Annotated in this window: 29 protein-coding genes and 1 tRNA gene; 19 read left to right on the top strand and 11 right to left on the bottom strand. The window is 64.1% G+C overall.

The features are described from left to right. The first annotated feature begins 2 nt into the window (after positions 1 to 2). The 4 genes from HGO92_RS16810 to HGO92_RS16795 all read left to right on the top strand — a co-directional run bounded on the left by HGO92_RS16810 (position 3) and on the right by HGO92_RS16795 (position 3672). Complete coding sequence (locus HGO92_RS16810) at positions 3 to 908, top strand: amidohydrolase family protein (RefSeq protein ID WP_169996857.1); 906 nt, start codon at positions 3 to 5, stop codon at positions 906 to 908. Beyond that, positions 905 to 2116 (top strand): acyl-CoA dehydrogenase family protein, encoded by a 1212-nt coding sequence (locus HGO92_RS16805; RefSeq protein WP_169996855.1) that lies wholly within the window; start codon positions 905 to 907, stop codon positions 2114 to 2116. The genes HGO92_RS16810 and HGO92_RS16805 overlap by 4 nt, the downstream gene beginning before the upstream one ends. A gap of 44 nt (positions 2117 to 2160) precedes the next feature. Then, positions 2161 to 2616, top strand: coding sequence for a MaoC family dehydratase (locus tag HGO92_RS16800; RefSeq protein ID WP_169996853.1), 456 nt, complete (start codon positions 2161 to 2163; stop codon positions 2614 to 2616). 66 nt (positions 2617 to 2682) lie between these two features. After that, positions 2683 to 3672, top strand: coding sequence for an ABC transporter substrate-binding protein (locus HGO92_RS16795; RefSeq protein WP_169996851.1), 990 nt, complete (start codon positions 2683 to 2685; stop codon positions 3670 to 3672). 69 nt (positions 3673 to 3741) lie between these two features. On the opposite strand, the gene HGO92_RS16790 is transcribed toward HGO92_RS16795, so the two are convergent. The 3 genes from HGO92_RS16790 to HGO92_RS16780 all read right to left on the bottom strand — a co-directional run bounded on the left by HGO92_RS16790 (position 3742) and on the right by HGO92_RS16780 (position 5801). Then, positions 3742 to 4575, bottom strand: a complete 834-nt coding sequence (locus HGO92_RS16790) for an aldo/keto reductase (RefSeq protein ID WP_169996849.1) — start codon at positions 4573 to 4575, stop codon at positions 3742 to 3744. A 160-nt stretch (positions 4576 to 4735) separates the two neighbouring features. Next, positions 4736 to 5296 carry an NAD(P)H-dependent oxidoreductase gene (locus HGO92_RS16785; protein ID WP_169996847.1) on the bottom strand — a complete coding sequence of 187 codons (561 nt, stop codon included), beginning with the start codon at positions 5294 to 5296 and terminating at the stop codon, positions 4736 to 4738. 124 nt (positions 5297 to 5420) lie between these two features. Further along, positions 5421 to 5801 carry a helix-turn-helix domain-containing protein gene (locus HGO92_RS16780; RefSeq protein ID WP_169996845.1) on the bottom strand — a complete coding sequence of 127 codons (381 nt, stop codon included), beginning with the start codon at positions 5799 to 5801 and terminating at the stop codon, positions 5421 to 5423. Between the two features lie 140 nt (positions 5802 to 5941). On the opposite strand from HGO92_RS16780, the gene HGO92_RS16775 reads away from it, so the two are divergent. Then, complete coding sequence (locus HGO92_RS16775; RefSeq protein WP_169996843.1) at positions 5942 to 6787, top strand: HpcH/HpaI aldolase/citrate lyase family protein; 846 nt, start codon at positions 5942 to 5944, stop codon at positions 6785 to 6787. A gap of 19 nt (positions 6788 to 6806) precedes the next feature. Here the strand turns inward: HGO92_RS16775 and HGO92_RS16770 are convergent, their stop codons facing one another. Then, a complete protein-coding gene (locus HGO92_RS16770; protein ID WP_169996841.1) occupies positions 6807 to 7670 on the bottom strand; it encodes an SDR family oxidoreductase in 864 nt (287 codons plus the stop codon). A gap of 88 nt (positions 7671 to 7758) precedes the next feature. Here HGO92_RS16770 and HGO92_RS16765 point away from each other — a divergent pair, with 88 nt between their 5' ends. The 4 genes from HGO92_RS16765 to HGO92_RS16750 all read left to right on the top strand — a co-directional run bounded on the left by HGO92_RS16765 (position 7759) and on the right by HGO92_RS16750 (position 11178). Further along, entirely contained in the window at positions 7759 to 8565 is an 807-nt protein-coding gene (locus tag HGO92_RS16765) for an SGNH/GDSL hydrolase family protein (RefSeq protein WP_346768994.1), read from the top strand. A 152-nt stretch (positions 8566 to 8717) separates the two neighbouring features. After that, complete coding sequence (locus tag HGO92_RS16760) at positions 8718 to 9986, top strand: MFS transporter (RefSeq protein WP_169997029.1); 1269 nt, start codon at positions 8718 to 8720, stop codon at positions 9984 to 9986. Positions 9987 to 10104: 118 nt separating this feature from the next. Continuing rightward, positions 10105 to 10671: a VTT domain-containing protein gene (locus HGO92_RS16755; RefSeq protein ID WP_169996837.1), complete on the top strand. Its 567-nt coding sequence runs from the start codon at positions 10105 to 10107 to the stop codon at positions 10669 to 10671. 9 nt (positions 10672 to 10680) lie between these two features. Continuing rightward, positions 10681 to 11178 (top strand): DUF456 domain-containing protein, encoded by a 498-nt coding sequence (locus HGO92_RS16750; protein ID WP_169996835.1) that lies wholly within the window; start codon positions 10681 to 10683, stop codon positions 11176 to 11178. Between the two features lie 40 nt (positions 11179 to 11218). Here the strand turns inward: HGO92_RS16750 and HGO92_RS16745 are convergent, their stop codons facing one another. Continuing rightward, positions 11219 to 11689, bottom strand: a complete 471-nt coding sequence (locus HGO92_RS16745) for an Lrp/AsnC ligand binding domain-containing protein (protein WP_169996833.1) — start codon at positions 11687 to 11689, stop codon at positions 11219 to 11221. Between the two features lie 280 nt (positions 11690 to 11969). Beyond that, a complete protein-coding gene (locus tag HGO92_RS16740; protein ID WP_169996831.1) occupies positions 11970 to 12476 on the bottom strand; it encodes a hypothetical protein in 507 nt (168 codons plus the stop codon). 157 nt (positions 12477 to 12633) lie between these two features. Between HGO92_RS16740 and HGO92_RS16735 the strand changes: the two genes are divergently transcribed. The 4 genes from HGO92_RS16735 (at position 12634) to HGO92_RS24530 (ending at position 14959) form a co-directional block, all read left to right on the top strand. Continuing rightward, a tRNA-Ala gene (locus HGO92_RS16735) sits at positions 12634 to 12706 on the top strand. 135 nt (positions 12707 to 12841) lie between these two features. Beyond that, a complete protein-coding gene (locus HGO92_RS16730; protein ID WP_169996829.1) occupies positions 12842 to 13273 on the top strand; it encodes a GatB/YqeY domain-containing protein in 432 nt (143 codons plus the stop codon). Between the two features lie 64 nt (positions 13274 to 13337). Then, positions 13338 to 13616, top strand: a complete 279-nt coding sequence (locus HGO92_RS16725; RefSeq protein ID WP_169996827.1) for a helix-turn-helix domain-containing protein — start codon at positions 13338 to 13340, stop codon at positions 13614 to 13616. Next, positions 13613 to 14959, top strand: a complete 1347-nt coding sequence (locus HGO92_RS24530) for a HipA domain-containing protein (RefSeq protein WP_169996825.1) — start codon at positions 13613 to 13615, stop codon at positions 14957 to 14959. The genes HGO92_RS16725 and HGO92_RS24530 overlap by 4 nt, the downstream gene beginning before the upstream one ends. A gap of 181 nt (positions 14960 to 15140) precedes the next feature. On the opposite strand, the gene HGO92_RS16715 is transcribed toward HGO92_RS24530, so the two are convergent. Next, positions 15141 to 15617: a PGPGW domain-containing protein gene (locus HGO92_RS16715; protein ID WP_169996823.1), complete on the bottom strand. Its 477-nt coding sequence runs from the start codon at positions 15615 to 15617 to the stop codon at positions 15141 to 15143. Positions 15618 to 15770: 153 nt separating this feature from the next. After that, complete coding sequence (locus HGO92_RS16710; RefSeq protein ID WP_169996822.1) at positions 15771 to 16049, bottom strand: YciI family protein; 279 nt, start codon at positions 16047 to 16049, stop codon at positions 15771 to 15773. Positions 16050 to 16220: 171 nt separating this feature from the next. Between HGO92_RS16710 and HGO92_RS16705 the strand changes: the two genes are divergently transcribed. From HGO92_RS16705 to HGO92_RS16695, 3 genes are all read left to right on the top strand, one after another. After that, positions 16221 to 16661: an ester cyclase gene (locus HGO92_RS16705; RefSeq protein WP_169996820.1), complete on the top strand. Its 441-nt coding sequence runs from the start codon at positions 16221 to 16223 to the stop codon at positions 16659 to 16661. 525 nt (positions 16662 to 17186) lie between these two features. Next, positions 17187 to 17654 carry a GatB/YqeY domain-containing protein gene (locus HGO92_RS16700; RefSeq protein ID WP_169996819.1) on the top strand — a complete coding sequence of 156 codons (468 nt, stop codon included), beginning with the start codon at positions 17187 to 17189 and terminating at the stop codon, positions 17652 to 17654. Between the two features lie 43 nt (positions 17655 to 17697). Then, positions 17698 to 18591 carry a ribonuclease Z gene (locus HGO92_RS16695; protein WP_169996817.1) on the top strand — a complete coding sequence of 298 codons (894 nt, stop codon included), beginning with the start codon at positions 17698 to 17700 and terminating at the stop codon, positions 18589 to 18591. Positions 18592 to 18787: 196 nt separating this feature from the next. Here the strand turns inward: HGO92_RS16695 and HGO92_RS16690 are convergent, their stop codons facing one another. Continuing rightward, positions 18788 to 19333 (bottom strand): hypothetical protein, encoded by a 546-nt coding sequence (locus tag HGO92_RS16690; protein WP_169996815.1) that lies wholly within the window; start codon positions 19331 to 19333, stop codon positions 18788 to 18790. A gap of 354 nt (positions 19334 to 19687) precedes the next feature. Further along, a complete protein-coding gene (locus HGO92_RS16685; protein WP_169996813.1) occupies positions 19688 to 20197 on the bottom strand; it encodes a DUF3830 family protein in 510 nt (169 codons plus the stop codon). A 158-nt stretch (positions 20198 to 20355) separates the two neighbouring features. On the opposite strand from HGO92_RS16685, the gene HGO92_RS16680 reads away from it, so the two are divergent. Genes HGO92_RS16680 through HGO92_RS16670 form a run of 3 tightly spaced genes read left to right on the top strand, consistent with a single transcriptional unit; the run spans position 20356 to position 23345 of the window. Further along, a complete protein-coding gene (locus HGO92_RS16680; protein WP_169996811.1) occupies positions 20356 to 21120 on the top strand; it encodes a maleate cis-trans isomerase family protein in 765 nt (254 codons plus the stop codon). A gap of 30 nt (positions 21121 to 21150) precedes the next feature. Continuing rightward, a complete protein-coding gene (locus tag HGO92_RS16675) occupies positions 21151 to 21903 on the top strand; it encodes a maleate cis-trans isomerase family protein (protein WP_169996809.1) in 753 nt (250 codons plus the stop codon). A 5-nt stretch (positions 21904 to 21908) separates the two neighbouring features. Beyond that, complete coding sequence (locus HGO92_RS16670; protein ID WP_169996807.1) at positions 21909 to 23345, top strand: amidase; 1437 nt, start codon at positions 21909 to 21911, stop codon at positions 23343 to 23345. Positions 23346 to 23395: 50 nt separating this feature from the next. Here the strand turns inward: HGO92_RS16670 and HGO92_RS16665 are convergent, their stop codons facing one another. Then, positions 23396 to 24244: a GntR family transcriptional regulator gene (locus HGO92_RS16665; RefSeq protein WP_240974704.1), complete on the bottom strand. Its 849-nt coding sequence runs from the start codon at positions 24242 to 24244 to the stop codon at positions 23396 to 23398. Between the last annotated feature and the right edge of the window lie 37 nt (positions 24245 to 24281).

The following is a 24281-nucleotide window of genomic DNA, read 5'->3' as shown; positions in this document are numbered from 1 at the left end:
ACATGGCAGCGACGGCATACGAACTCGGGATCGACGCCTCGGCAATCGAAGCGGTCGATATGCACGTGCATGTGGAGGTCGACAACTGCGGCCATGTGTCCCTGCCTCCGGTGCTGAACGACGCGTCGAGCAAGTATTTCAAGGCCGAGGAGCGCACGCCGTCCCTGGACAGCATCGCGGAAACCTACCGCGCGCTGAACATGGCCGCCGTCGTCTTCACCGTCGACGCGCGGACCAAGCTCAAGCGCGAGCCCAACAGCATCGAGGACATTGTCGAGGGCGCGGCGCGGAACAACGACGTGCTGATCCCGTTCGGCTCCGTAGACCCGCTGACCGGTGCGGATGCGATCGACCGGGCCAAGCGGCTCGCCAGCGACTACGGCGTGCGCGGCTTCAAGTTCCACCCCAGCCTGCAGGGCTTCGACCCGAGCGATGAGCAGTACTACCCGCTCTGGGAGGCGCTGCAGGAGATCGGTCTGCCGGCAATCTTCCACACCGGCCAGAACGGCATGGGCGCCGGACTGCCCGGCGGCTACGGCATCAAGCTGGCCTATTCCAACCCGCTGCTGCTCGACGCCGTCGCAGCGGATTTCCCGGAGTTCCAGATCATCATGGCCCACCCCTCGGTGCCTTGGCAGGACGAGGCGAACTCGATTGCCACGCATAAGGCAAACGTCTTCATCGACCTCTCCGGCTGGTCCCCGAAGTACTTCCCGGAGTCGCTGGTCAAGATGTCCAACTCGGTACTGCAGGACAAGGTACTCTTCGGTACCGACTACCCGCTGATCACCCCGCAGAAATGGCTCAGCGCGTTCGCCGACCTGCCGCTGAAGGACGAAGTCCGGCCGAAGATCCTGAAGGCCAACGCCGTGAAGCTGCTCGGCCTCGAGGCCGGGAAAAAGGCATGAGCGTGGCTGCGGACGTACGGGCCGGAGCCACGGCGGGACGGTTCTACCCGTCGGACCAGTACGGCTTCTCGTCCCTGCTCACCGAGAACGAACTGGCGGTGCTGGGACGGCTGCGCAAGGTGCTGGACGAGCAGGTCCACCCGCTGCTGGCCGAGTATTGGGAAGCGGGAGAGTTTCCGTATCAGATTGCGCAGCCGCTGTTCGATCTGAACCTGATGGAGCCCTCGCAGCCCGGCGACGGCGGTGCGACCGCCAGCGGACTCTATGCGGGCTTCCGAAACTTCGAGCTGGCCCGCACGGATGCTTCCGTGGCCACGTTCTACAATGCCCAGTCCGGCCTGTTCCGGACCGCGGTCAACCTCGGCGGCAGTGCCGAGCAGGCCGCGGAGCTGGACCCGAAGATCCGCTCCTTTGAGCACAAAGGCGTCTTCGCGCTGACCGAGCCGGACCACGGCTCGGATATCGCCGGCGGGCTGGAAACCAGTGCCCGGCGGGACGGGGACACCTGGACCATTAACGGCGCCAAACGCTGGATCGGGGGAGCCGCCTCCGCCGACGTGCTGGCAGTTTTCGCCCGCGACGAGGCAGACCAGCAGGTCAAGGCCTTCCTGGTTCCCACCGACGCGCCGGGCGTGACCATCTCCAAGATCCACCGGAAGACCTCGCTTCGCCTGATGCAGAACGCTGATATCGACTTCCGGGATGTCACCGTGCCGGAGTCTGCGCGGTTGCAGAACGTCAACTCCTTCGCCGACGTCGCCGCAATGCTGCGGAACATGCGCTCGGACGTGGCATGGATCGCCGCCGGCCTGCAGGCCGGGGCCTATGAGGCAGCAGTGCGCTACGTAAAGCAGCGCGAGCAGTTCGGCAAGAGCCTCGGCAGCTTCCAACTGGTCCAGGAGAAGCTGGCCACCATGCTGGGCAACGTTACCGCTTCCCTTGGCATGGTGGTGCGGCTGACCCAGCAGCAGGACCAGGGCATCTACGCGGACGAGAATTCCGCGTTGGCCAAGATGTTCTGCTGCGCCCGAATGCGCGAAACCGTAGCCCTGGCCCGCGAAGTGGTCGGCGGCAACGGGATCACGCTGGACACCGACGTCGCACGTTTCCACGCCGACGCCGAAGCCGTCTATTCCTACGAAGGCACGCATGAGATCAATGCGCTGATCGTCGGTCGGGCCATCACGGGCAAGGGCGCCTTCCGCTAGAAATTCGTCAATACCATCAACATCTACTTTTTCAGGAGCATCTTATGAGCAACCTCGTTGTCACTTTCGAAGAACTGTCCGGGCTTGTCGGCAAGGACCTCGGCTACACCGATTACCATGAGATCACCCAGGACCAGATCAACACCTTCGCCGATGCCACCAACGACCACCAGTGGATCCACACCGACCCGGAGAAGGCCAAGGACGGTCCTTTCGGCGCCCCGATCGCGCACGGCTTCCTGAGCCTCTCGCTCATCATCCCGCTGTGGAGCGAGCTGTTCGACGTCGAGGGCGTCAAGACCAAGGTCAACTACGGACTGGACCGTGTGCGCTTCACCAACCCGGTCAAGGTCGGTGCCAAGGTCCGCCTGCACTCCGTCATCGCCGAAGTCACCGAGGTCAAGGGCGGCGTGCAGATCAAGACCAGCAACACCATCGAGATCGAAGGCGAGGAACGTCCCGCCGTCGTCGCGGAATTCCTCGCCCGCTTCTACGCCTAACCCCGCGTCAGGACAAGTCAGCGTCCGGGCGAAGTCACACTACCCACCTCACGGAAGAGGCTCATTATGAAAAGGCATTTCTCCAAAGTTCTTGCCGGCGGCGCCATTATCGCCCTGGCCCTGACTGGTTGCGGCTCGGGTTCACCTTCAGGATCTGAGGCGCCGGAAGGTAGCGCTGGCGCCAGCGGCGGTCTGCAGGACGTCACCGTCGGAGTCCTCACGATTGCCCCCTCCGCCGCGATGCAGTACGGCATCGATGAGGGGATTTTCGAAAAGCACGGACTGAATGTGGAGCTGCAGACGGGCCAGGGCGGCGCAGCGATGCTGCCGGCTGTCTCCACCGGAACAATGAACTTCGCGGTGGGCAATCCACTGTCGGTGATGACCGCCGTCAACAAGGGCCTGGACATGAAGATCGTCTCTGGTTACAGCAACTCCAAAGCTGAAGGCGAAGACATCAACGCCGTGGTCACCAAGGCGGACTCAGGCATCGAAGATTTTGCGGATCTGGAAGGCAAGACCACCGCCGTCAACACACTCAAGACGCAGGGCGACCTGACGATCATGGAAAGCGCGGCAATCGACGGCGGAGATCCGTCAGCGCTGAAGTTCAGTGAGATGCCTTTCCCTGATATGGAAGCGCAGCTGGAACGCGGCAACGTTGACGCCATCTGGATCCCGGAGCCATTCCAGTCACGGGCGCTGGCCAACGAGAACTACAAGCTGGTGGGCTACCCGAACCAGAAGGCCCTGCCCGGCCTGCCGACCATGGTGACGTTCACCAGCGGCAGCTACGCGGAGGAGAACCCGGAAATTGTGGCGGACTTCAAGGCTGCAGTGACCGAGACCTTGGCCGCGGCGGAGGCGGATCCGGAAGGCGTGCGGGCCGTGCTACCGAAGTTTATGGGCATGGACGAGGCCGTGGCCAAGGACCTGAAGATGGAAACGTTCGACGGCGAAGTGCCCACACAGGTGCTGAGTGACATGGGCGAACTGATGGTCAAATACGAGTACGTGGACAGCGCGCCCGACGTGGCTGCCATGACCGTGCAGTAGCAGCCGGCACATCGCCAACAGCTGGGCGGTTCCCTACATGGGGAGCCGCCCAGCTGTGTGTCCGGCAGCCTAGTGGCCGAACCTGTCGGCGTCGAGAATTTCCTCGTCGCCGGTGTCCATGGCGCTGATCCGGCGCAGCTCGTCACCGGTGAGGACAAAGTCGAAGATGCTGAAGTTCTCTGCCAGCCGCTGCGGATTCGACGACTTGGGGATGACGACGTGCCCCAGCAGGGTGTGCCAGCGCAGCACGATCTGGGCCGGTGTCTTCTGGTACTTTTCGGCCAGCTCCCTGATGACCGGCTCCTTGAGCAGGTCGCCGCCGCGGCCGATGGGGCTCCAGGCCTGTGTGGCGATGCCGCGTTCCTGGTGGATGGCGACAATGTCCTGCCGGGTGTGTCGCGGGTCCAGCTGGATCTGGTTGACCTCCGGCACCAGGCCCGAATCGAAAAGGTGCTGCAGATGGGCCGGCTTGAAATTGGAGGTGCCGATGGCCCGGACCCGGCCGTCCGACAGCAGCTTTGTCATGCCAGCGAAAGCATCGACGTACCGGTCCTGGGCAGGATTGGGCCAGTGGATGAGCAGCAGGTCGATGTACTCGACGCCCAGCCGGCGGGCACTGGCGTCGAAAGCCTGCTCAACGCCGTCGTAACTGTGCCATTCCTTATTGAACTTGCTGGTCAGGAAGACGTCGCTGCGGTCCAGCCCGCTGCGCCGCAGGCCGTCGCCGACCCCTTGTTCGTTGCCGTAGTTCTCGGCGGTATCGATCATCCGGTAACCGATTTTCAGGGCAGCCTCTACCGCATCGGCCGTTTCGGAATTGTCCATGGGCCAGGTGCCAAGGCCAAGAAACGGCAGCTTGGCACCGTTCCGCAGCTCAATGATCGGAGCAAGTTCTACGCTCACGGAACCTCCTGTGATCGTTTCTGAAGCGTTGGTGGTATTGCCAGACCCTCAGCCTAAGGGCTCCCGCGCCCGTGCAGAACCCGGAAAGCAAAAGCGGAGAGCCGCCGCACTCGCTGATGCCAGCTACGGACGCTCTCCGCTCGGTGCCTGGCGAAGATGCTTACGCGTTGACCAGTTCCACCGCGCCGGCCAGGGCGGAGACAATGCCGGCGATCTCGGCGGCCGATTCGGCGTGGTCCTTCGGATGGGTCGTGGCGAAGACCTCGAAGCGGGCGCCGATGGAAAGCTTGGCGTCCTCGAGCACCTTGGCCTGGGCGATCCCCAGCGCCTTGCGTGCGTCGTCGTGCGCCCACTGCGCACCGTAAGGCGAGGGGGAGGTGCCGATGACGGCCGCCGGCATGCCGTTCAGAGCGCCGGCGCCGAACGGGCGGGACAGCCAGTCGATGGCGTTGTTCAGCACGGCCGGGGTGGTGCCGTTGTATTCGGGGGAGACCAGCAGCACGGCGTCGGCTTCCTTGGCGGCCTCGCGCAGTGCCTCGGCCGCTGCCGGAACAGAGCCTTCAACGTCCAGGTCCTCGTTATAGAACGGGATGTTCTCGAGGCCGTCGTAGATCCGTACGTCGGTACCTTCCGGGGCAACCGTTGCGGCGGTTTCGGCCAGCTGGCGGTTGATGGAATCGCTGCGAAGGCTGCCGACGAGGGTCAGGACCTTGATGCTCATTGAATCTCCTAGACAAAGTAGTACGTGCACCGTGGATAACCACGTACTTCCCCGCGACCATTCCCCACAACGGCCGTCTCGCCCTGTGTTTCCCCTCACTGGAGGCTGGGAATGCGCCGTTCGCTCAGCCCTGCGGCTGTTTCTGCTCACGGGTTCCGAGCCAGGCGAGCACATCGCGCAGCCGGATGCGCCGGTGCGTGCCGCGGTATTCCACCGGGATGGTCCCGGCATCGGTCAGCCGCCGCATGTACGTGAGCGAAACGCCGGCGACTTCGGCCGCCTGCGAGGTGTTGAGCAGATCCTCGGCCGAACTGACCATGACCGCATCGCCCTGGGCAAAGCGCTGCAAAACATCGACGACGGCGTTGCACGCCTGGGCGGGAAGCTTCACCGTGGTGCCGTTGACGAAAACGGTCACATCATCGCTGTCCGCCAGGGCCCGGGCCAGCCGCTTGGACTCGGCGTCGGACAAAGCGTCGGTGGTGCGGGGTTTCAACTGCGCCATAGTCACACCTTAGGCCACAGCTGCTACGCACGCCGGGCGCCGGGCCGTGGGCACCCCGAACCGCGTAAACCGCGTGATGTTGGCCGCATTCTTCACTCAGGATGTTAGCCGGTTGCGCCCGCGTTAAGTAGGCTCTAGGTATGCCCACGTTCAGAAACAGCCGCGCCGCAGCACTGCCTGCAAAACTTTCCCGTTCCTGGCTCCTCGCCTCGGCCGCCGATGAAGCCAATTTCGCTCCGGCGTTGGCGTCGGAAGCCGATTCGGTGATCTTCGACATGGAAGACGCAGTGCCGGCGCCAGGCAAGGCTGAAGCGCGCGAACGCGTGGTGGAAGCGCTGTCCACCGGTATGACGGCCTGGGTCCGGGTCAACGGCATCGATACCGAGTACTGGGCCGATGACCTGGCGGCGCTGTCCAAGGCTCCGGGTTTGCGCGGTGTCATGCTGGCCATGACCGAGCGCCCGGACCAGGTCACGCACACCGCCATGCGGCTGCAGGCCGGCACACCGGTGCTCGCGCTCATCGAATCGGCCATCGGCGTCGAGAACGCCACCGACATTGCGCGCGCTCCGGGCACCTTCCGCCTGGCCTTTGGCGTGGGCGACTTCCGCAAGGACACTGGCGCCAGCGACGATCCGATGGCGCTGGCCTACGCGCGCTCCCGCCTGGTGATCGCGTCCCGCGTGGGGCAGCTGCCCGGCCCGATCGACGGCCCCACCGTGGGCGCGCTGGGCGATGACCTGAAGCAGGCCTGCAAGGTCACGGCGTCCATGGGCATGACCGGCAAGCTGTGCCTGCTGCTGGATGCCGCTGACACGATCAACAAGTCGCTTTCGCCGAGCGAGTCCGAAATCCGCTGGGCGCACGAACTTCTGGACGCGCATGCCGCCGGCGCCGTGGTGGGGGACGGTTCCTACCTGCCGCGACTGGCCCGCGCCGAAAAGATCTCCTCGTTGGCCGACTCCTACGGACTCTGGAACGCGTAGGTTTCTCGGGCGCCGGGGACTACTTGGTAAGCAGGTCCCGGAGGCTCAGCGGCGGACGGCCGGTGAGCAGCTCGACGTCGTTGGTTGTCTTGTCCAGCTCGCCGTTGGCGATCGCCGTGTAGGTGCTTACCCACGCGTCCAGCTGCCAGTCCGGCGCGCCGTAGTGCGCCCGGGAGGCATACGCTTCCTCCACCGATTCATTGAGGAACGACGTCGGCCGGCCCGTTGCGTCGGCAATGATGGCTGCCGCTTCGGTCAGGTTTATTGATTCCGGCCCGGTGAGCTCGTATACGAAACCGGCGTGCGCCACAGGCTGCTGCAGGATCGCCGCTGCGGCGCGGGCAACATCCTCGCGGGCCACGAAGCCGGCCTTGCCGTCGCCGGCCGGGCCGCGGATGACGCCGTTTTCGTCGGCGAAGTGCGGCAGGATGTCGGCGTAAAAGTTGTTCCGCAGCAGCGTGTGCTTGCGGCCCGTTTCCCGCAGTTTCTGCTCGGTGGCGTAGTGGGTCCGGGCCAGGGTGAAGGTGGCGTCCGGTCCGGCGCCGAAGAACGAGGTATAGACAATGTGCTCGACGCCGGCCTCCACGGCGGCGTCGATGAAAGTGGAGTGCTGCTCAAGGCGGTCCTCGGACTCGGACGCGGAGACCATGAAGAGCGTCTTGATGCCTTCCAAAGCACGGCGGGAGGCGGCCTTGTCGCCAAAGTCGGCCTGCGCCGTCGTCGTTCCTTGAAGTTTCGGGGCCTTGACCTCATCCCGCACGATCAGTCGTGCCGGGACTCCCGCCTCGGAGAGCAGCCGGGCAACCGTGCCGCCCAGGGAGCCGGTGGCTCCGGTGATGGCGGTTTCGGCGGCAACGGACACGGGAGTGGAATCAGCGCTCATGGTTACAGCATATTCCGCTCCGCCGTGGGGTGCGGAAGTTCACCCGGTGTTTGCCCGGCCGTTGCCGTGCGCGGCTAGCGTGGGGCGCGTGCCAGGTCTATTTGTAGCGCTCGGGGATAGTTTCACGGAGGGTGTGGGGGACCGCAACACCAAGTTCCCCAACGGGGTGCGCGGCTGGGCGGACCGGGTGGCGAAGCAGTTGGGCAAGCCGGATCCGGAGTTTCGCTACGCCAACCTCGCGGTGCGCAGCAAGCGGCTGCACCAGATCGTAGCGGACCAGATCGAGCCCGCTGTGGCGATGAAGCCGACGCTGGTTTCCTTTTACGCCGGCGGCAACGACATCCTGGAACTGCGCAAGGATATGGACGTCCTGCTGCAGCAGTATGAAAACGCCGTGGCACGGCTGGCCTCCACCGGCGCGCAGCTGCTGCTGTTCACCGGGTTCGACGTGATGCTGCCACCGGTGCTCGAGCCGATGCGGCGCCGCAACTGGCTGTACAACGAGGCGGTGCGCGAAATCGCCCGCCGGTACGATGCGCTGCTGGTGGACCACTGGGCGTTCGAGATCTACCAGGACCCGCGGATGTGGGATACCGACAAACTGCACATGTCTCCGGTGGGGCACAAATACATGGCCGCGCAGGTGCTTTCGGCGCTCGGCGTGCGGCACACCCTCAAACTCAAGCAACTGGAGCCTCTGGAACGGGCCGGCTGGCGGGAGCTGGCGCGGGCGGAACGGGCCTGGCTGCGGGACTGGGTGGTGCCGATGTTCGGGCGCAAGCTCAAAGGCGTCACGCTGGGGGACAACCTGCCGCCGCGCTGGCCGGAGCCGGTGCAGGTCTCGGTGGGGCTGAAGAAGCTCGCTAAACAATCCGGCCGCGCGCCGGTCGGCTGACCCGCGGGGCCTAAACTGGTTCCATCATGAAGACTATGCGCAGATTCAAGACACCCTTCGTCTGGCTCGTCGTTGTGGCCATGGTGGCCACGATCGGGGCGGGCTTCATCACGCAGTTCGCCGGGCAGTAAGGGGCGCAGCGAGCGGTGGCAATCCAGGATCCGGGCGAGACCGGGCAGGCCTTTCCCGCGGCCCCGGACGTTTACAGCGAACCCACCCGGAAAGTCGGACCGGGCTGGATCACCGCCGTCCTGCTGACCAATCTGGGCATCAACGCGGTCCTCTTTGCCTCGCTGCAGGTGCTGCTGGCTCAGCAGTCGCAAAGTTTCGACGCCGCCAACAAGGAAGCCGTGCTGGCGCTGGCCACCGGGTTCGGTGCGGCCGTATCGCTGGTGGCCAACCCAATTGCCGGGGCGCTCAGCGACCGCACCACCTCGCGCCTGGGCCGCCGCGTCCCGTGGGTCCTTGGCGGGACCATCCTGGCCTTCGCCGCCCTGCTCATGCTCTCCGGGGCACCGAACATCGCTGTCATGGTGATCGGCTGGTGTTTGGTCCAGGCCGGCTGCAACGGGGCGTACGCCGCGGTGACCGCCACCATTCCGGACAAGGTGCCCACCCTGCAGCGCGGGCAGGTGGGCGGCCTGGCCGCGATGGGCCAGACCGTGGGCATCGTCTTCGGTGCGGTGCTGGCCAATCTCGCCGGCGGCTTTGTCCTGGGCTACCTCTACTGCGCGGTCTTCCTAGGCGTAAGCATCATCGCGTTCCTGATCAAGGGCCGGGACACCCCGCTGGATCCGGCCCTGCGCCCGCCGTTTGTGTGGGGCCGGTTCCTGAAGAGCTTCTACATCTCCCCGGCCAAATACCCCGACTTCGGCTGGGCCTGGGTGACGCGGTTCCTGGTCAACCTGGGCAACAACCTCTTCACGCTCTACCTGTTCTTCTTCCTGCAGGACGCCGTGGGCCACGCCGATCCGGCCGTTGGCGTGCTGATCCTGACCGGCATCTACGCGGTTATGGTGATGATTACCGCCGTCATCGGCGGACCGTGGAGCGACCGGCTGGGCAGGCGGAAGCCGTTCGTGATCGCCTCCGCGGTGACGATTGCGACGGCGTCCATCCTGGTGGCGTTCTGGCCCAGCTGGCCGATGGGGCTCGTGGCGGCGGCAGTGCTTGGCGCCGGTTTCGGCATGTTCCTGGCGGTCGACTTCGCCCTGCTGACCCAGGTGCTGCCCAGCGCGGCAGACCGGGGCAAGGACTTGGGCGTGATCAACGTGGCGAACTCGCTGCCGCAGGTTTTCGCTCCGCTGGTGGCGGCCCCCGTGGTGCTTTATCTGGGCGGCTACACCGCGCTGTTCGTGCTCGCCGCCGTGGTGGGCCTGCTCGGCGCGGTGTTCGTGGTGAAGATCAAGGGCGTGCAGTAGGGCAGTAACGGAATAATGCGGGTGGAACCGGCCGTTACGCGGTGTGGGATCCGTTCCCCAATGTTTCTACGGGCTGTAGAATTTAGGTGTCAGGGGCGGCAGCGGCGAAAGGAAGTCTGTGGATATTTTCCTCGACCTTCCGTTGGGCTGGGCAATTCTGGCGCTCTTCTGCGTCGCCATGATGCGCTCCAATGCCACCTACTGGCTCGGCCGTGGAATCGCCGCCGGCGGACGCCATACCCGGTTCGAGCGGCACCTTAACGGCCCGGTCATGAAGCGTGCCGAGCGGTTCATGAACACCTTCGGTCCCTTCGCGGTCACGCTGTGCTTCCTCACTGTCGGCATCCAGACCGCGGTGGTCAGCAGCGCCGGAATTGCGAGGATGCGCATGATCCGGTTCCTGCCCGCCGTCGTGCTTGGCAGTCTCCTCTGGGCCATCGTCTACGCGACCGTGGGGATGGCAGCGATCGCCGCATGGGTGGCGTTGGTCCTCGCATCCCCGGTCGCCGCCGTCGTTATTGTGGTGGTACTGCTGGGCGTTCTGGGTTGCCTGATCTGGCGCAGGAAGCGTGGCAAGCGGCAGAGCGCGAAAACAGAAAGACTAACGACGGCGGAGCCCACCGAGGGCGCGTCCCATCCGACATTCAGTGCGGCGCCACCGGGCCACACGGACCGTTCCGAATAGGCTGGGGCTATGGAAGCCCAGATCATCGTCACGCTCGTTTGCGGACTGCTCATCGCCGTCGGCGTTGCCGGAATTATTGTTCCCGTGCTGCCCGGGGCCATCACCATTGGCGTCAGCCTGCTCATCTGGGCATTGGTCCTGCAGAACACGGTGGGCTGGGTGGTCTTTGGCCTGGGGGCGGTGCTGGTGGTTGCCGGCATGCTGGCCAGCGCCGTCCTGACAGGCAAGCGGCTGAAGGGCCGCCAGATTCCCAACCGCTCCATTGTGGTCGGCGTGGTTGTTGGCCTGGTGGGGATGTTCGTCATCCCCGTGGTGGGACTGTTTGTCGGTTTTGCAGTAGGCCTGCTGCTCAGCGAATACCTGCGCCAGCGGGAACTCCGTCCCGCCCTGCACTCGAGTGCGGTCGCGCTGAAAGCCATGGGGATCGGGATCTTGATAGAGCTGGGCTGCGCTTTCGCAGCAGGCAGCATCTGGAGCATCGGCGTGATCCTGCACTTCTTCTTCTGACCCCGCAGCCTTCCGCCCGGCGGCTCGCCCCACTGGCGGCTTACTCCTCGTGGAGCAGCCCCGTGATGCGGTAGGGGATGACCTCCCGCAGGAACATCTGCGTTGACGTCCTGGTGATGCCTGGGCACAGCCTGATTTCCTCGCTGACGCGGTACAGATCATCCGGACTCTTTGCGACCACCCGCAGCAGCAGATCGGTGTCTCCGGCCGGCGCGTGGCATTCAAGGACCTCGGGAATGTTCCGTAAGGCATCGATGGCGTCATTGAGCTTGCTCTGGTCCAGCTCCGCGCTGACCATGGCGGTCACGCCGCGTCCGACGGCTTCGGGAACGACCCGGGCTGAATTGGGGCGCAGCGTGCCGGTCGCGGCCAGACGTTCCAGTCTGGAGTGGACCGTGCCGCGGGCCAACCCGAGCTTCTGTGCGAGCAGCATGACGGGAATCCGGGGATCCTCATCAAGCGCAAGGAGGATTTTGCGGTCCGTCGGGTCGAGTTGCTGCAAAATGACCACTTCCTGTCCTGCAGAGCCTGCTTACTTTGATCAGTTTGACCAACTAATGAACTAACTATTGCACGGATTGCCCGAGCTCTGCTGAAATGGTTTCCAGAACGGGCCGCGCCACAAGCAAGTGCCCGTGAGGTGCAGGAGAAACGGCACAACCCGCCGCCAACCTGTCAGAGGAGCCCGCAAAGCACCGACCTTGTTGTTCACACAGCTTTAGACCCCTGAATCCGCCGATCCTCGGCAGATACAGGGGTCTTGCTGTTTTAGCTGCACGGGACGGCGGGCGTTAGCCCGAAGCCTCCACCGGGGTCTGGGCCCGCGGTTGGAAGAACCGGCGGTAACCAAGGAAGAGTACGATGGCCAGTCCGATGGTCACCGTGATGAAGGTGAGCGTGGTGTCTCCGGACAAGAAGCCGCGGAAGATGCTGTAGATCAGGGTGAAGAGGCTGCCCAGCATGACGCCGTTGGCGAGAACCCTGTTCCGCTTCTCGAGCAGCAGGCTGAGGCCGAGCATGACCACCGACGCAGCCAACGCCACGGTGGTGACATTGCGGTTGTAGGCTTCGTTTTCCTCCATCCAGGCGCGGTTCGCGATCTCGTATTCCCGCTGGGCCTCCTGCTGCTGGGCCAGTTCTTCATCCGTGGGTTCTGTATTCGTCGGGACGGACAATTCGATCGGGAATTCCGGCATCTCAGGCGGCGGGTAGAAGGTGCGGACGCCGAGACCGACGAACAACGCAAGAATGACCCCGAGGAAGATCGTGTAAACGGCCTTGAGCACTTTGTCGTCCATGACCAGATTCTAGGTCTGTTGCACGTTGTGAGCATGGCTGCAGGAGAAGTGCTCCCGATTCGTTATTGCCGTTCCTGTCCTGAGGCTGCGTAAAGGTTTTTGACGCCTCAGCTTGTTCCAAAGCAGCCAGCCGCCATATGATCGAACGCAGTGGCACGGGGCTTTAGCTCAGTTGGTAGAGCGTTTCGTTCGCAATGAAAAGGTCAGGGGTTCGATTCCCCTAAGCTCCACTATTGACGGGGACTTTTGTCTCTTCGTGAGGGCAATCCCACACTTTCCCCACACTTTGCCTCTTTGGGCGGTTTCAAGTGCCATCGTCATGGCACTACGGTAGCGTCATCTGCTGCAGCTGTGACGTGGTGTTCATGACTTCTTCAAAGCCTGCCCGTGAGAAGTCCGGCAAGATGCCGGCCGAGCTGGCCGATGCCCCGGTCATCGCACTGCTGCAGAAAGAAGCTGCCAAGCGCCGACACCGCCCGCATCTACACCGAGGCAGACGAACACAGCCGGGCCTCGCAGAGGTTCTCGAAGCCGAGGTCATCGAGGCCTACCTGCCGAAAGCGCCGACCCGCTCCGAGGTTGAGCAGATCGTCCAGGACGTCGTGGAAGGTCTGAAGGCCAACGGCACGGAACTGACCATGCGCCAGATGGGCCAGGCGATGAAGCCCGTGACGGCCAAGATCGCTGGCCGGTTCGACGCCAAGGCGGCCAGCGAATCGTCCGCAGACGCTTGTCTGCCTGACTCAGAGCACCGGAGGGGTAGGGGCGTCTTGGCGGCCCAGCCCTCCTGGAGGTAACACAACTCTCTCATTCAGTTATGTGTAGAAAGACAATAGACTAGTTCCATTAAGGAGAGTGGTAATGGAAACGAGCGAGCGATTGGGCGAGCACCTGCGTCAGTGGCGAATAATGCTTGGGCTGAGCCAGGAGCTGGCTGCAGAGCGGGCAGACATTTCAGTGCCGACACTGCGCCGCATAGAACGTGGCGACGACGGGGTCCGTCTCGGCAGTTTTCTTGCCCTGTCGAACATCCTGAACCTCACGGAGCGGCTGGAATCGGCCACCGACCCCTTGGAAACTGACCTGGGCCGGTTGCGGGCCCATCTGCTCGGCCGGCAGCGTGCCAGGCGGTCCTCGTGACTTTCGAAGTCTGGGTCGACGACCGGCAAACAGGAATTTGCGCGGTCGAGGTGCGCCCGGGGTTCCAAGCCCCATCGCTGACTTTCACCTACCTGGACGACTGGCTCGCCGATGACAGGGCCTTCGCGATCTCGCCCGACCTGCCTTTGCAGCGGGGGCCTCACACGCCGCCCCCGCACCGGACCACCTTCGTGGCATTCGATGACGCTGCCCCCGACCGGTGGGGCCGCAACCTGCTTGACGCCGGCATGCGCCGGGCCGCGCGCGATCGTCGGGAGAAGTTTCGTCAACCGTCGGAGATTGATCTTCTGTTGGCCGTGAGCGACGAAACCCGGCAAGGTGCGCTGCGGTTCCGTCAGAAGGGAGTTTTCCTCGATCCCGCCCATGAACGGGCTGGCATCCGCGACCTTGCCAGGCTCGCCGACGCCGCAAACCGTTTCGCTGAAAACGGTGAAGTGGATGAAGGAGTCAAAGAATTGATCGGTGTCGGTTCATCCCCCGGCGGCGCGCAACCAAAGGCCTGGGTACGCGACGAGGAAGGAACGATGCACCTGGCGAAGTTCCCGCGCACCTCGGACGTCTACGACATCTCAGCGTGGGAGCTCGCTGCGATACGGATGCAGGCCAAGGCCGGTATTGCGGTCCAGCCGTCGCAGACGGTCCCGCTGGGTCATGACCATTCGGTGTTCCTCACGCGGAGGTTCGACCGCGAGGGCGTGCGGCGGCTGCCTTACATGAGCTTCAGGACGGCGTTCCGGATCGCCGAACATGAGCTCGTGGACTACGCCACTCTTGCCTCGAAAGTCGCCGGTATCTCTTCCAGCCCGGACGCGGATGCCGCCGAGCTTTTCTCCCGCGCTGCCTTCACGGCCATGGTAAACAACATTGATGACCACATGCGCAACCACGGACTGCTCCGGGTGGGGGCCGGCTGGCGGCTTTCGCCGTCCTTCGACGTAAACCCCTCCAGGCTGGACAGCGCGGCAACACCCCTGACACCGGAGGACGATCCGGCGGACCGCGATATCGGGCTCCTGGTTGAGCACGCCCACGTGTTCCGGCTGACCCGCGACCAAGCTGTACAACGGATTCAGGCGGTCGACGCCGCGGTATCAGTCTGGCGGGACGAGGCAGTAGGGGCCGGGGTTGCACCTGACGCACTCGACTTCATGACCCACGCTTTCGAAGGCGAAAACCGCGCGAGAACAGCAGCCCTGGCCGTGTCGGGGCCGACTGTCATCGACATGGCCTCGGCACTTCCCCCGGCAGCCTCCGGTGACGTGTGGGTGAAACCGCACGTGCGCCGGGGACGGCGAATCGAAGGGCATTTCAGGCGCCGGTAAGACCTAGCAGTACCGCTGCGGCCGCCGGCACGGGGCGACGACGTGACGCCCGAGGGTCCAGCTGCGCGAAGCGGCCGGCATTCCTCCGGGGGAGCTTGAGCCGTTTGTACTTCCGGAGAGGACCAACAGGCTGAGCGCAAGACATCGGCGCTGATGCCGATCCCTGGCAAGGGGCGAAGGCCTATGGTTTTGATCCCCCGCGGGGTGACGAGGAACGGGGCGGGCGGAACCTGCGAAAGCAATAGAAGAGGATGAGCAGTGCTATCAGGCCGGAGGAGATCAAGGCGAGTCCGACGCCCCATCCTCCGGGAAGCCACCACTGCTCACCGAACATCCACCAGTCCGGCATGGACGGTTGGACAGTCCATACGACGCCTGCGACAACAACCATCAGCCCGCCCATGACACCGGCCAGGATGCGGGGCCACGTCTGCACTTCCGCCATCGCTATCCTGATCGCACGGGTCTTGACCCTGGCAAGCAGATTCTTTGCCCAAACATTGTGTAGCGACAGCACTACCAGGCCGCTCACGATTGCGAGCAGGCCCGGGCCCGGCAATACGAGCATCGCGACACCAATAAGGATAAGGGCCCAGCCGAGCACTTCGACGCCGGTCCGCCGCAGCCAAAGCGGGATGACATCGATCCTTCTCCCCATGGGGAAATCCTCCCATAGCGGCGTCGTATGTGGAGCGGTAGGCTCCGAACCGGCCCGGAGAAGAGGACCTTGCCCGCCAGGTCTGGCCGCCGCTAGGGCTCAATCCTGTTCTGGAGGAGGCTGAGACAGCAGGTGTCGGTCAGGACGTGCCGCCTATTCGAAGCGTTCAACGTCCCACTCGAGGATTCGCGGTTCTGCAAGACCTTCGGTGACGAACGGATCATCGGCGAAGAAACGTTCAGCGTCCTCGCGCGACGTGAAGATTCCCATCGAGGCGCCGGCAGGATCGGCGGTCTGGAACGGGCCGAGAGCAATGAGCCCGCCGCCGTCGGCACGGAAAGCCTCATAGTAGGTCTTGTGACGGGGGAACGTCTCCATGACGCGCGAGAGGTCGACGCCGTCACGAAGGCTGTACATCACGACGTATTCCATGGACGCGATCCTACCGGCCGCTGAGGGAGCACAGAACCCTTTCGTCCAGGATGCGCCCCGTTGACCTACCCTAATCCCGGGCGTGTACTAGAAATGGACGGGCGCCCGCGGGCAGGCACCATGCCAGCAAGTGGCCCGAGCGCATGCGGTAGGGCCGGGAGCGAGGAACTCATGGATGAGGTGCGGGAGATCATGGACCGGATGACCGCGGCCATGACGTCGAAGGATTTGGCGGCGTTGGCTGCTTGCTACGCCGAGGACGCGGTGGCCGTTACACCTGACCAGGGCGAACTCAGCGGACGTGACGCCATCCGCCGCTACATGTCGCAGCTGACAGAGGCGTTTCCGGACGCCGTCTACGAGTCCCTTGAAAGGCACGAGGCTGGAAGCGTCGCAATCGACGAGGGATATTTCATCGGGACCCACACCGGCCAAATGCACACGCCCTCAGGTGAGACTGTGCCGGCGACTGGTCGGCAGCTCAGGCTCAGAAGCTGTGATGTTGCCCGAGCCGAAGGCGGCCTGATTACTTCCCACCACTTCTACTGGGACCAGCTGGATTTCATGATGCAGCTGGGACTTCTGCCGGAACCGGATCCCGGATCCCTCTAGGCCGCGTTGACCAGGAGCAGTTCGTCACAAGTTCAACCGGACGGGCAGGACTCCCCGTGCGCCAAGTAGCCTCCGCGATGCCACCGCCGCCCGTGAGACCAAAACGCGCGGCCATGGAGAGGCTGATCCAGGTGAGCAAGCGGCGCCGGATCGCCGATCGTCGTGATGCAAGCCACCCAGCGGATTTTGGTGTTCTCCCCCTAAAACGTTTCTTCTGTGCAAATAATGGGGACTACAAAGAGAAATGGAGGAAGCAACATGCGTGGAAGCAACCTTATTTGGACCATCGTAGGCGTCCTGGCAGCTATTGCCTTGATCATCTGGATCGTTTCGGCGATCTAGGACATCTCCTCCGAGTAGTAAGAAGAAGCCCCGGTCGCAGTCGGCCGGGGCTTCTTCGCGCGGCAGCACTTTGGGCACTGTCGCAGGCAGCAGTCCGGACTACCGACCGGAAGTTCTTCGACGCCAGTACGACCTATTGTGGAGGCAGACAGGATATGTTCGGCTATCGAAACGAGGAACACTATGACCACGCTCAAAGAACAGCTCCAGGCTGACGTCGTCGTACATATGAAGGCAGGCAACAAGGTTGCCTTGACGACCGTGCGCAACGTCCTGGGGGAAATCGCCACGCGCGAGAAATCGGGCAAGACTCCCATGGAACTGGACGATGCCCAGGTGACTGCACTCCTGCAGAAGGAAGCAGCGAAACGACGCGACACCGCGAATACCTACACCGAGGCGGGTCAGGACAGCCGGGCAGCCGCCGAGATTGCCGAAGCGGAGATCATCGAGGCCTACCTGCCGGAGCCGCTCACGGCAACGGATGTGGAGGCCATCGTGGACGAGGTCATAGACGGACTCAAGGCCGACGGCGCCGAGCTCTCGATGCGGCAGATGGGCGTGGTCATGAAGCCGGTCACTGCCAAGGTCGCCGGCCGCTTTGACGGCAAGGCTGTCAGCGAGATCGTCCGCAACCGTCTCGCACAGTAGTTCCCGTTTCTGCGCTCACCGATACGTGGCACACTCTGTTCCAATGCGTGAATTCGTTGTCCTCGGCACTGGCTCGCAGGTTCCCACACGGACCCGCAACCATAACGGGTACCTGCTGCGTTGGGACGGCGAGGGGCTGCTCTTCGATCCGGGGGAGGGTACGCAGCGGCAGATGATTCATGCAGGCGTTTCAGCCGGGCAGATCACGCGTATCTGCCTGACTCACGTCCACGGCGACCACTGCTACGGCCTGCCCGGCGTGCTATCGCGCATGGCGCTGGACGGCGTCGCCCACACCGTGCACCTGCACTATCCGGCCTCCGGCGAGGAAGTTGTCAAAGCGCTGGTGTCCGTTTCGTCCCCGGGCATCGATCTGCGACTGCATCCGCATGCGGAGGCCGGGCCGATCGCGGCGGGACTCGAGGTGCGGCCGTTGCATCATCGCATCGAAACCTACGGCTACCGGCTTGTCGAGCCTGATGGCCGGACCCTCCTGCCGGAGAGACTCGCAACTGCCGGAATTTCAGGGCCAGACGTCGGACGTCTCCAGCGCGAGGGGAAGCTGCGCGGCGTGAGCCTAGAGGATGTGAGTGTCGCTCGGCCTGGCCAGCGCTTCGCGTTCGTGATGGACACTGCTCCTTGTGCGGGTGCCGAGGAACTGGCGGACGGCGCGGACATGCTGGTGGCCGAGTGCACGTTTGACGACGACGACGCCAAACTGGCCGCCCAGTACCGCCACCTCAGCGCAGGACAAGCAGGTGCCTTGGCGGCCGGCGGCGGGGTTGGACTGCTGGTGCTGACCCACTTCTCATCGCGCTATGTCGACGTTGGTCCACTCGCAGAACAGGCACGGGCGCAGGCAGGCGGAGCAGTTGTCCAGGCCGCGAATGACTTCGACCGGATAGCCTTCCCCAAGCGGCGGCGGCACTCTGTTTAGAGGTTTTTCCAAGACTCGTGTACCAAAGTAACTAGTGGCCAGAGACCTCAGAAGGTCGGAGGCCCCGGACCCCGGCAGCTCGCCCCAGCTGCCGGGGTCCGGTTATGTCAGTGGTTAGCGGAGTGCAAGCAGGAGGACCGGGACGGTGCCCCAGTCCTCCTGACACAGCCTGACGCCGTGCTTGTGTTGATCCTAATCAGTGCTTGCGGTCGTGATCACGGTTACAAATGCGGACCGAGTCGTCGCTACGAACCCAGCCTTCCTCATGGCTCTTGGTGTAGGCCACGTAGCGGCCGCAACGCAGATCGCGGAAATCGACGGTGAAGTCTTCCTCGTCATCGTCCAGCCACACACGCTCCCTCTCAACGACATGTCCATTGCGGACAAGGTAGACGGTTACCCGCTGGTCGCCTTCATATTCTTCGCCGCTGACTTCGACGGCTCGTCTACCATCTCTCTCAATTGCCAGTTCAGCATCGTCATTGTCGCCGTGATGCCGGCGGTTGTCTCTCCGGTCGTCGTCGTCGTGGCGGTCGTCCCACCGGTCTTTCCGGTCGTCGTTGTCACGCCGGTCGTCCCAGTCACGCCGATTGTCGTCGTCGTCGTCGTGCGGCCCATCCGCAACGGTAGCGGATCCAGAGTCTGCGCTGGCTGGTGCTGCAATTCCCAGTCCTGCAAGGAGTCCAAGCAACGTACCTGTAATCAAGGTAAACAGGCACCACGTTATTGATGACTTTTTCATGATGACTTTTTACTTCCTGGATTTTGCCGGGCACAGCGAACCCCTCGGGCGTTCGCCTCGTTTCCCTAAAAACGGCACAGGCCCCCCGGCCGCGCATCCTCGCGTGCCGTTCATGTTGTGCGAAGACCGATCGCGGCATCACCCGGACCGGCTCGTTATCGTACAGTTCCAGTTTGCTGCAACTGGTGAAGCCCTCGCCAAAGAGCTTGCCCCTACACCGTGCTTCTGCGGTGTGTCTGTAACAGTAGGCCTGCGATAACGTGCCAACAACCCCCAAATTGGGTATTTACTTCAGCCGTTAGGCCGCTCAGGACGTGGCCGGGCACTCCCTCAGGTTGGGGGCCCGTTCTAGCCTCAGCCGGCGGGCTCGTGGCGCGAGAAAGTCAAGGCCTCTCCGCGCGCTCCGTCCATCCAGATGCTCTGGCAGGCAGCGGCCATTTCTTCGAGTCCTTCGACTACGGTCCCGAAGACGTTTCCCGGTACCCATCCCTGGTCGCCGTTGATCAGCAGGTTGTTGCGGCCGTAGAACAACGCCAGGTCGATGATCGCTTCCGGTGTCTGGACCCGGTCGTCGTCCTTGTAGCCGTACGCGGGGGTGTGGAGGATGTCCGCGTTGAAGGTGAAATAACACAGGTCGCCGGGGATCGGGGTGATGGTGGTATTTTCCGGCCCGGGCTCCTGCGGTGCGAACGCCGGCAGCAGGTTGTAGATCTCGTTGCGCGCATACTTGCCGTGGAAGACCTGGCCGGATTGTGGCAGCGCATTCCAGACCGCCGCTGCCGTCCGCGGAGCCTCGTCGTCAAGCAGCCTGGCAATGCAGGAGACCTGCCGCTGCTCCAGCGAAACCTTGATAAACCGCTCCACCTGATCCTCCTTGTTCGCTTTCCTGACCCCGATAACACCCAGATAACGGCGGCAGAAAAAATACACAAAAATTTCCTCGAATTCTTAATGCGAGCGTAACCGATCATGCCCTACGATTGTCAACAATCAACCATTACTGGGAGCGTTCGGAGGGCGGAATGACTTCTATTGCGAACTATGCAAGCGTCATCCCGTCAGGCCCGCTGGTGCTGAACAAAATCGGCGTTGTCGCCCCGTATGACATGGCGTTGGATCACGAGATGGCGCGCTGGGCCGAAGGACGCGCCGACCTCTATTTCGCCCGCTCGCCCTTCGAGCCTGTCCTGGTCGGCGTCGAACAGGCCGAGCTTGTGAGCCGGCCGGACATCGTGGCCGATACGGCCTGGCGGATCAGCGCTGTATCACCGGATTGTTATATCTACGCCTGCACCTCCGGCAGCTTTATTCACGGCATCCAGGGTGAACGGGAATTCGTCTCCGCCGTGCAGGGCTACGGCGTGCCGAATGTCCTCACCGTTTCCGGCGCCATCCTCGAGGCCCTGGCAGCACTCGATCTGCACAGCATCGCCGTCGCCACCCCTTACACAGCACCCGTCACCGAACGCTTCGTGAAGTTCCTGAATGAGGGCGGGATAGATGTCCGGCACGTCTCGATGCTCGGACTGTCGGGCGAGATCTGGAAGGTGCCCTACTCCTACACCGCGGAACTGATTGTTTCCGCGGACCGGCCGGAGGCTGAGGCGATCGTGGTGGCTTGCACCAATCTGCCGACCTACCACTTGATCGAGCCGCTGGAGCGCCTGCTCGGCAAGCCCATCATCACGGCCAACCAGGCTGTCATGTGGGCCGCCCTCCACCATCTTGGTTTGGCGCCGGTGGGGCCGGGCCAGCGGCTCCTGGCCGTCCACCCGACGGAACGGTAGAAATCGAATGAAAGAAAGCAGGTGCAGAACATGAACCGAGTGCCCACCATAGGACTGCTCTACCCCGGAGTCGGGGCCGAGGATGACTTCCCCCGTCTGGAACAACGCCTTGCCGGACAGCTTCGGTTGCCGGTGGTCACGACGGCCGGCGGCGACGTGCTCCATACGGTGGACACCCTCCTGAGCGTGGGCAGTTCGGCAAATCTGCTCGAGGGCGCACGTCGGGTCGCCGCCTACCAGCCCGATGCGGTGATGTGGGCGTGCACCTCGGGCTCCTTTGTGTATGGCTGGAGAGGGGCGCAGGAGCAGGCCCGGCGGATCGGCGACGACTTGGGCCTGCCGGCATCTTCGACCTCGCTGGCCTTTGCGCACGCGGTCAAGCACCTCGGGCTATCCAGCGTGGCCATTGCCGCCAGCTACCCCGAAGACCTGGCCCGGCACTTCCGGCGCTTCCTCGCGGACGCAAGCATCGACGTCGTTCATCTGGGCAGCAGCGGGATAGCGACGGCGGGGGAGGTGGGTCTGATGGGCTTGGACGACATTGCCCGCATGGCCGCGGCCGCGGACCGCCCAGAAGCGGAGGCGGTCCTGATCCCGGATACCGCCATGCACTCGCTGGCCTGGCTCGACGAACTCGAGGACGCCGTCGGCAAGCCCGTGCTCACGGCCAACCAGGTCACCGTCTGGGAGGGGCTGCGCATCGCCGGCCTGCTGCGGAACTTCAGCGGCCTGGGAAGCTTGTTCCGCTCCACTGAAGCTATCCGAATTCCGGCAGGAAGCTGATCACCATGGCCACCGAAACAACGACGACGGCGCTCGCCGACTTCTCCGCGGCGGAACTCCTTCAGGGGTACAAGGCCAAGGAAATTTCGCCGGTCGAGGCCACCGAGGCGAGCCTGGCGCGCATCGAAGCGCACAACGCCGAATTCAACGCGTTCTGCCTGGTGGCGGAGGACGAGGCGCTGGCCGCGGCACGGGACTCGGAGGAGCGCTGGGCCGCGGGCACGCCGGCCGGACCGCTGGATGGCGTGCCGACCTCGATCAAGGATCTGCTGCTGACCAAGGACTGGCCGACGCTGCGCGGTTCCAGGCTGATCAGCCCGGACCAGGAGTGGAATGAGGACGCCCCGGTGGTCGCCGCGATGCGCGCGGCCGGGGCGGTGTTCGTCGGCAAGACGACCACGCCGGAGTTCGGCTGGAAGGGCGTGACGGACAACCCGCTGACGGGGAACACCGGCAATCCGTGGGATGCGTCCAAGACCTGCGGCGGCTCGTCCGGGGGTTCGGCCACTGCGGTTGCGCTGGGGATGGGCGCGCTGTCGGTGGGGACCGACGGCGGCGGTTCGGTACGCATTCCGGCGTCGTTCTCCGGGATTGTGGGCATGAAGCCGACCTATGGCACCATTCCGCTGTACCCGCCGACCCCGTACGGCACGCTGGCACACGCCGGGCCAATGACGAGGACGGTTCAGGACAGCGCCCTGCTGCTGGATGTGCTCGCCGCCTCCGATCCGCGGGACTGGTCCGCGCTGGCGCCGCCCCGGCAGTCCTTCACCGAAGGGCTGCACGACGGCATCAAGGGACTGCGGATCGCCTTCAGTCCGGACTTGGGTTTCGCTGACGTTGATCCGGAAGTGGCACAGTTGGTGGCTCGGGCCGTGGACCTGCTGGCCACGCTGGGCGCGGAGGTCGAGACCGCGGATCCGGGCATCCAGGATCCGATCAACGAGTACCACGTGCTGTGGTTTGCCGGGGCCGGCAAGGTCATCCGCGCCTACGACGAGGCGCGCTGGGGCGAGCTGGATCCCGGGCTGCTGGAGGTCTGCCGGCAGGGCCACGCGGTGACCGTTGACCAGTACCTGGATGCCAACGCCGTCCGGGCGAAGCTGGGCCAGCGGATGGGCGCTTTCCACGAGCAGTATGACCTGCTGGTCACGCCGACCCTGCCGATTCCAGCGTTCGACGTCGGCTGCGAAGTTCCGCCGGAATCAGGCCTCAAACGCTGGGCCCAGTGGTCCCCGTTCACGTACCCGTTCAACATGACCCAGCAGCCGGCCATCAGCGTGCCGTGCGGTCTGACCGCTTCAGGGCTACCGGTGGGGCTGCAGATTGTCGGTCCGCGGCACGCCGACGCGCTGGTGTTGCAGGCTGCGGCGGCGTTTGAGCGGGCGCGCGGAGAATTCGGGCGGCCGCCGGTGCTGGCTGCAGGGGAGCGGCAGGATTAGGTCCGGTCGGCGGATTGTTCAGGCTGCGGGGCGCTCAGGCTGCGGAGCGCTCAGGCGCTGGCCGGCGCCGGGACTGCTGCGGCGTCGGGCTTGGAAACGGCGTCCGGCGTTGCCGCCGCTCCGGCCGGTGTCTCCCCATCGCGACTAGGTGTCTGTCCGTCAGGCGAAGGCGCTTCGGCTTCGGCGTCGGGAGTTGTTATGGCTGCTTCCTGCAGCCGGAGCATTTCTTCCATGGACTCAGTGAGGTCCGTCGTCGCCGTTTCCATGTGGTTCACGATGGCGGCATACAGGCCCTCGGCATCCTTCGCGACGAGCAGGTCGATCATCTGCTGGTGCTCTTCGACCAGCATGTCGATCCGGCGGTAGGAGATCTTGACGTGGACCATGCAGATCCGGGATTCAGCCGCTAGGGTGACAAACATTCGTGACAGACGCGAATTGCCCGAGGCCACCACGAGTGTTTCGTGGAACTTCAAGTCCAGTTCGGCGACCTTGCTCCAGTCCCGCGCCGCCACGGCGTCCGGTAGTTTCCGGACCAAGGTGGTCAGCTTCCGTGCGGCCTGCCTGACGGCCTTGTCGCCGGCACCGATGATTTCGGATGCGGCCGCCGTTTCAACAGCACGCCGGGCAACGTAGATCTCATGGACATCTTTCGGCGTGAGCTCCAGGACGAAGACTCCGCGGTTCCGGTGGCCCACGAGCAGGCCCTCCTGGCTCAGCCGCTGGAGTGCCTCGCGTACAGGCCCGCGGGACACCTTGAGCTTCGCAGCGATGGCCGCCTCGGTGACCTGCTCGCCCAGCTCAAAGGAGCCATTGATAATGCGGTTCCGCAGCCGGTTGGCGATCAGCACAGCGGTGGGACGCTCTTCCAGCGCCGCCAGATCGTCAAGCCCAGGCATGCCGGGAGCCCTCCGTCGATTGTCGACTATTCGCTAC

Source organism: Crystallibacter degradans, assembly GCF_012952295.1.
Lineage (GTDB): Bacteria > Actinomycetota > Actinomycetes > Actinomycetales > Micrococcaceae > Crystallibacter > Crystallibacter degradans.
This window is presented reverse-complemented; position numbering and strand designations above follow the sequence as displayed.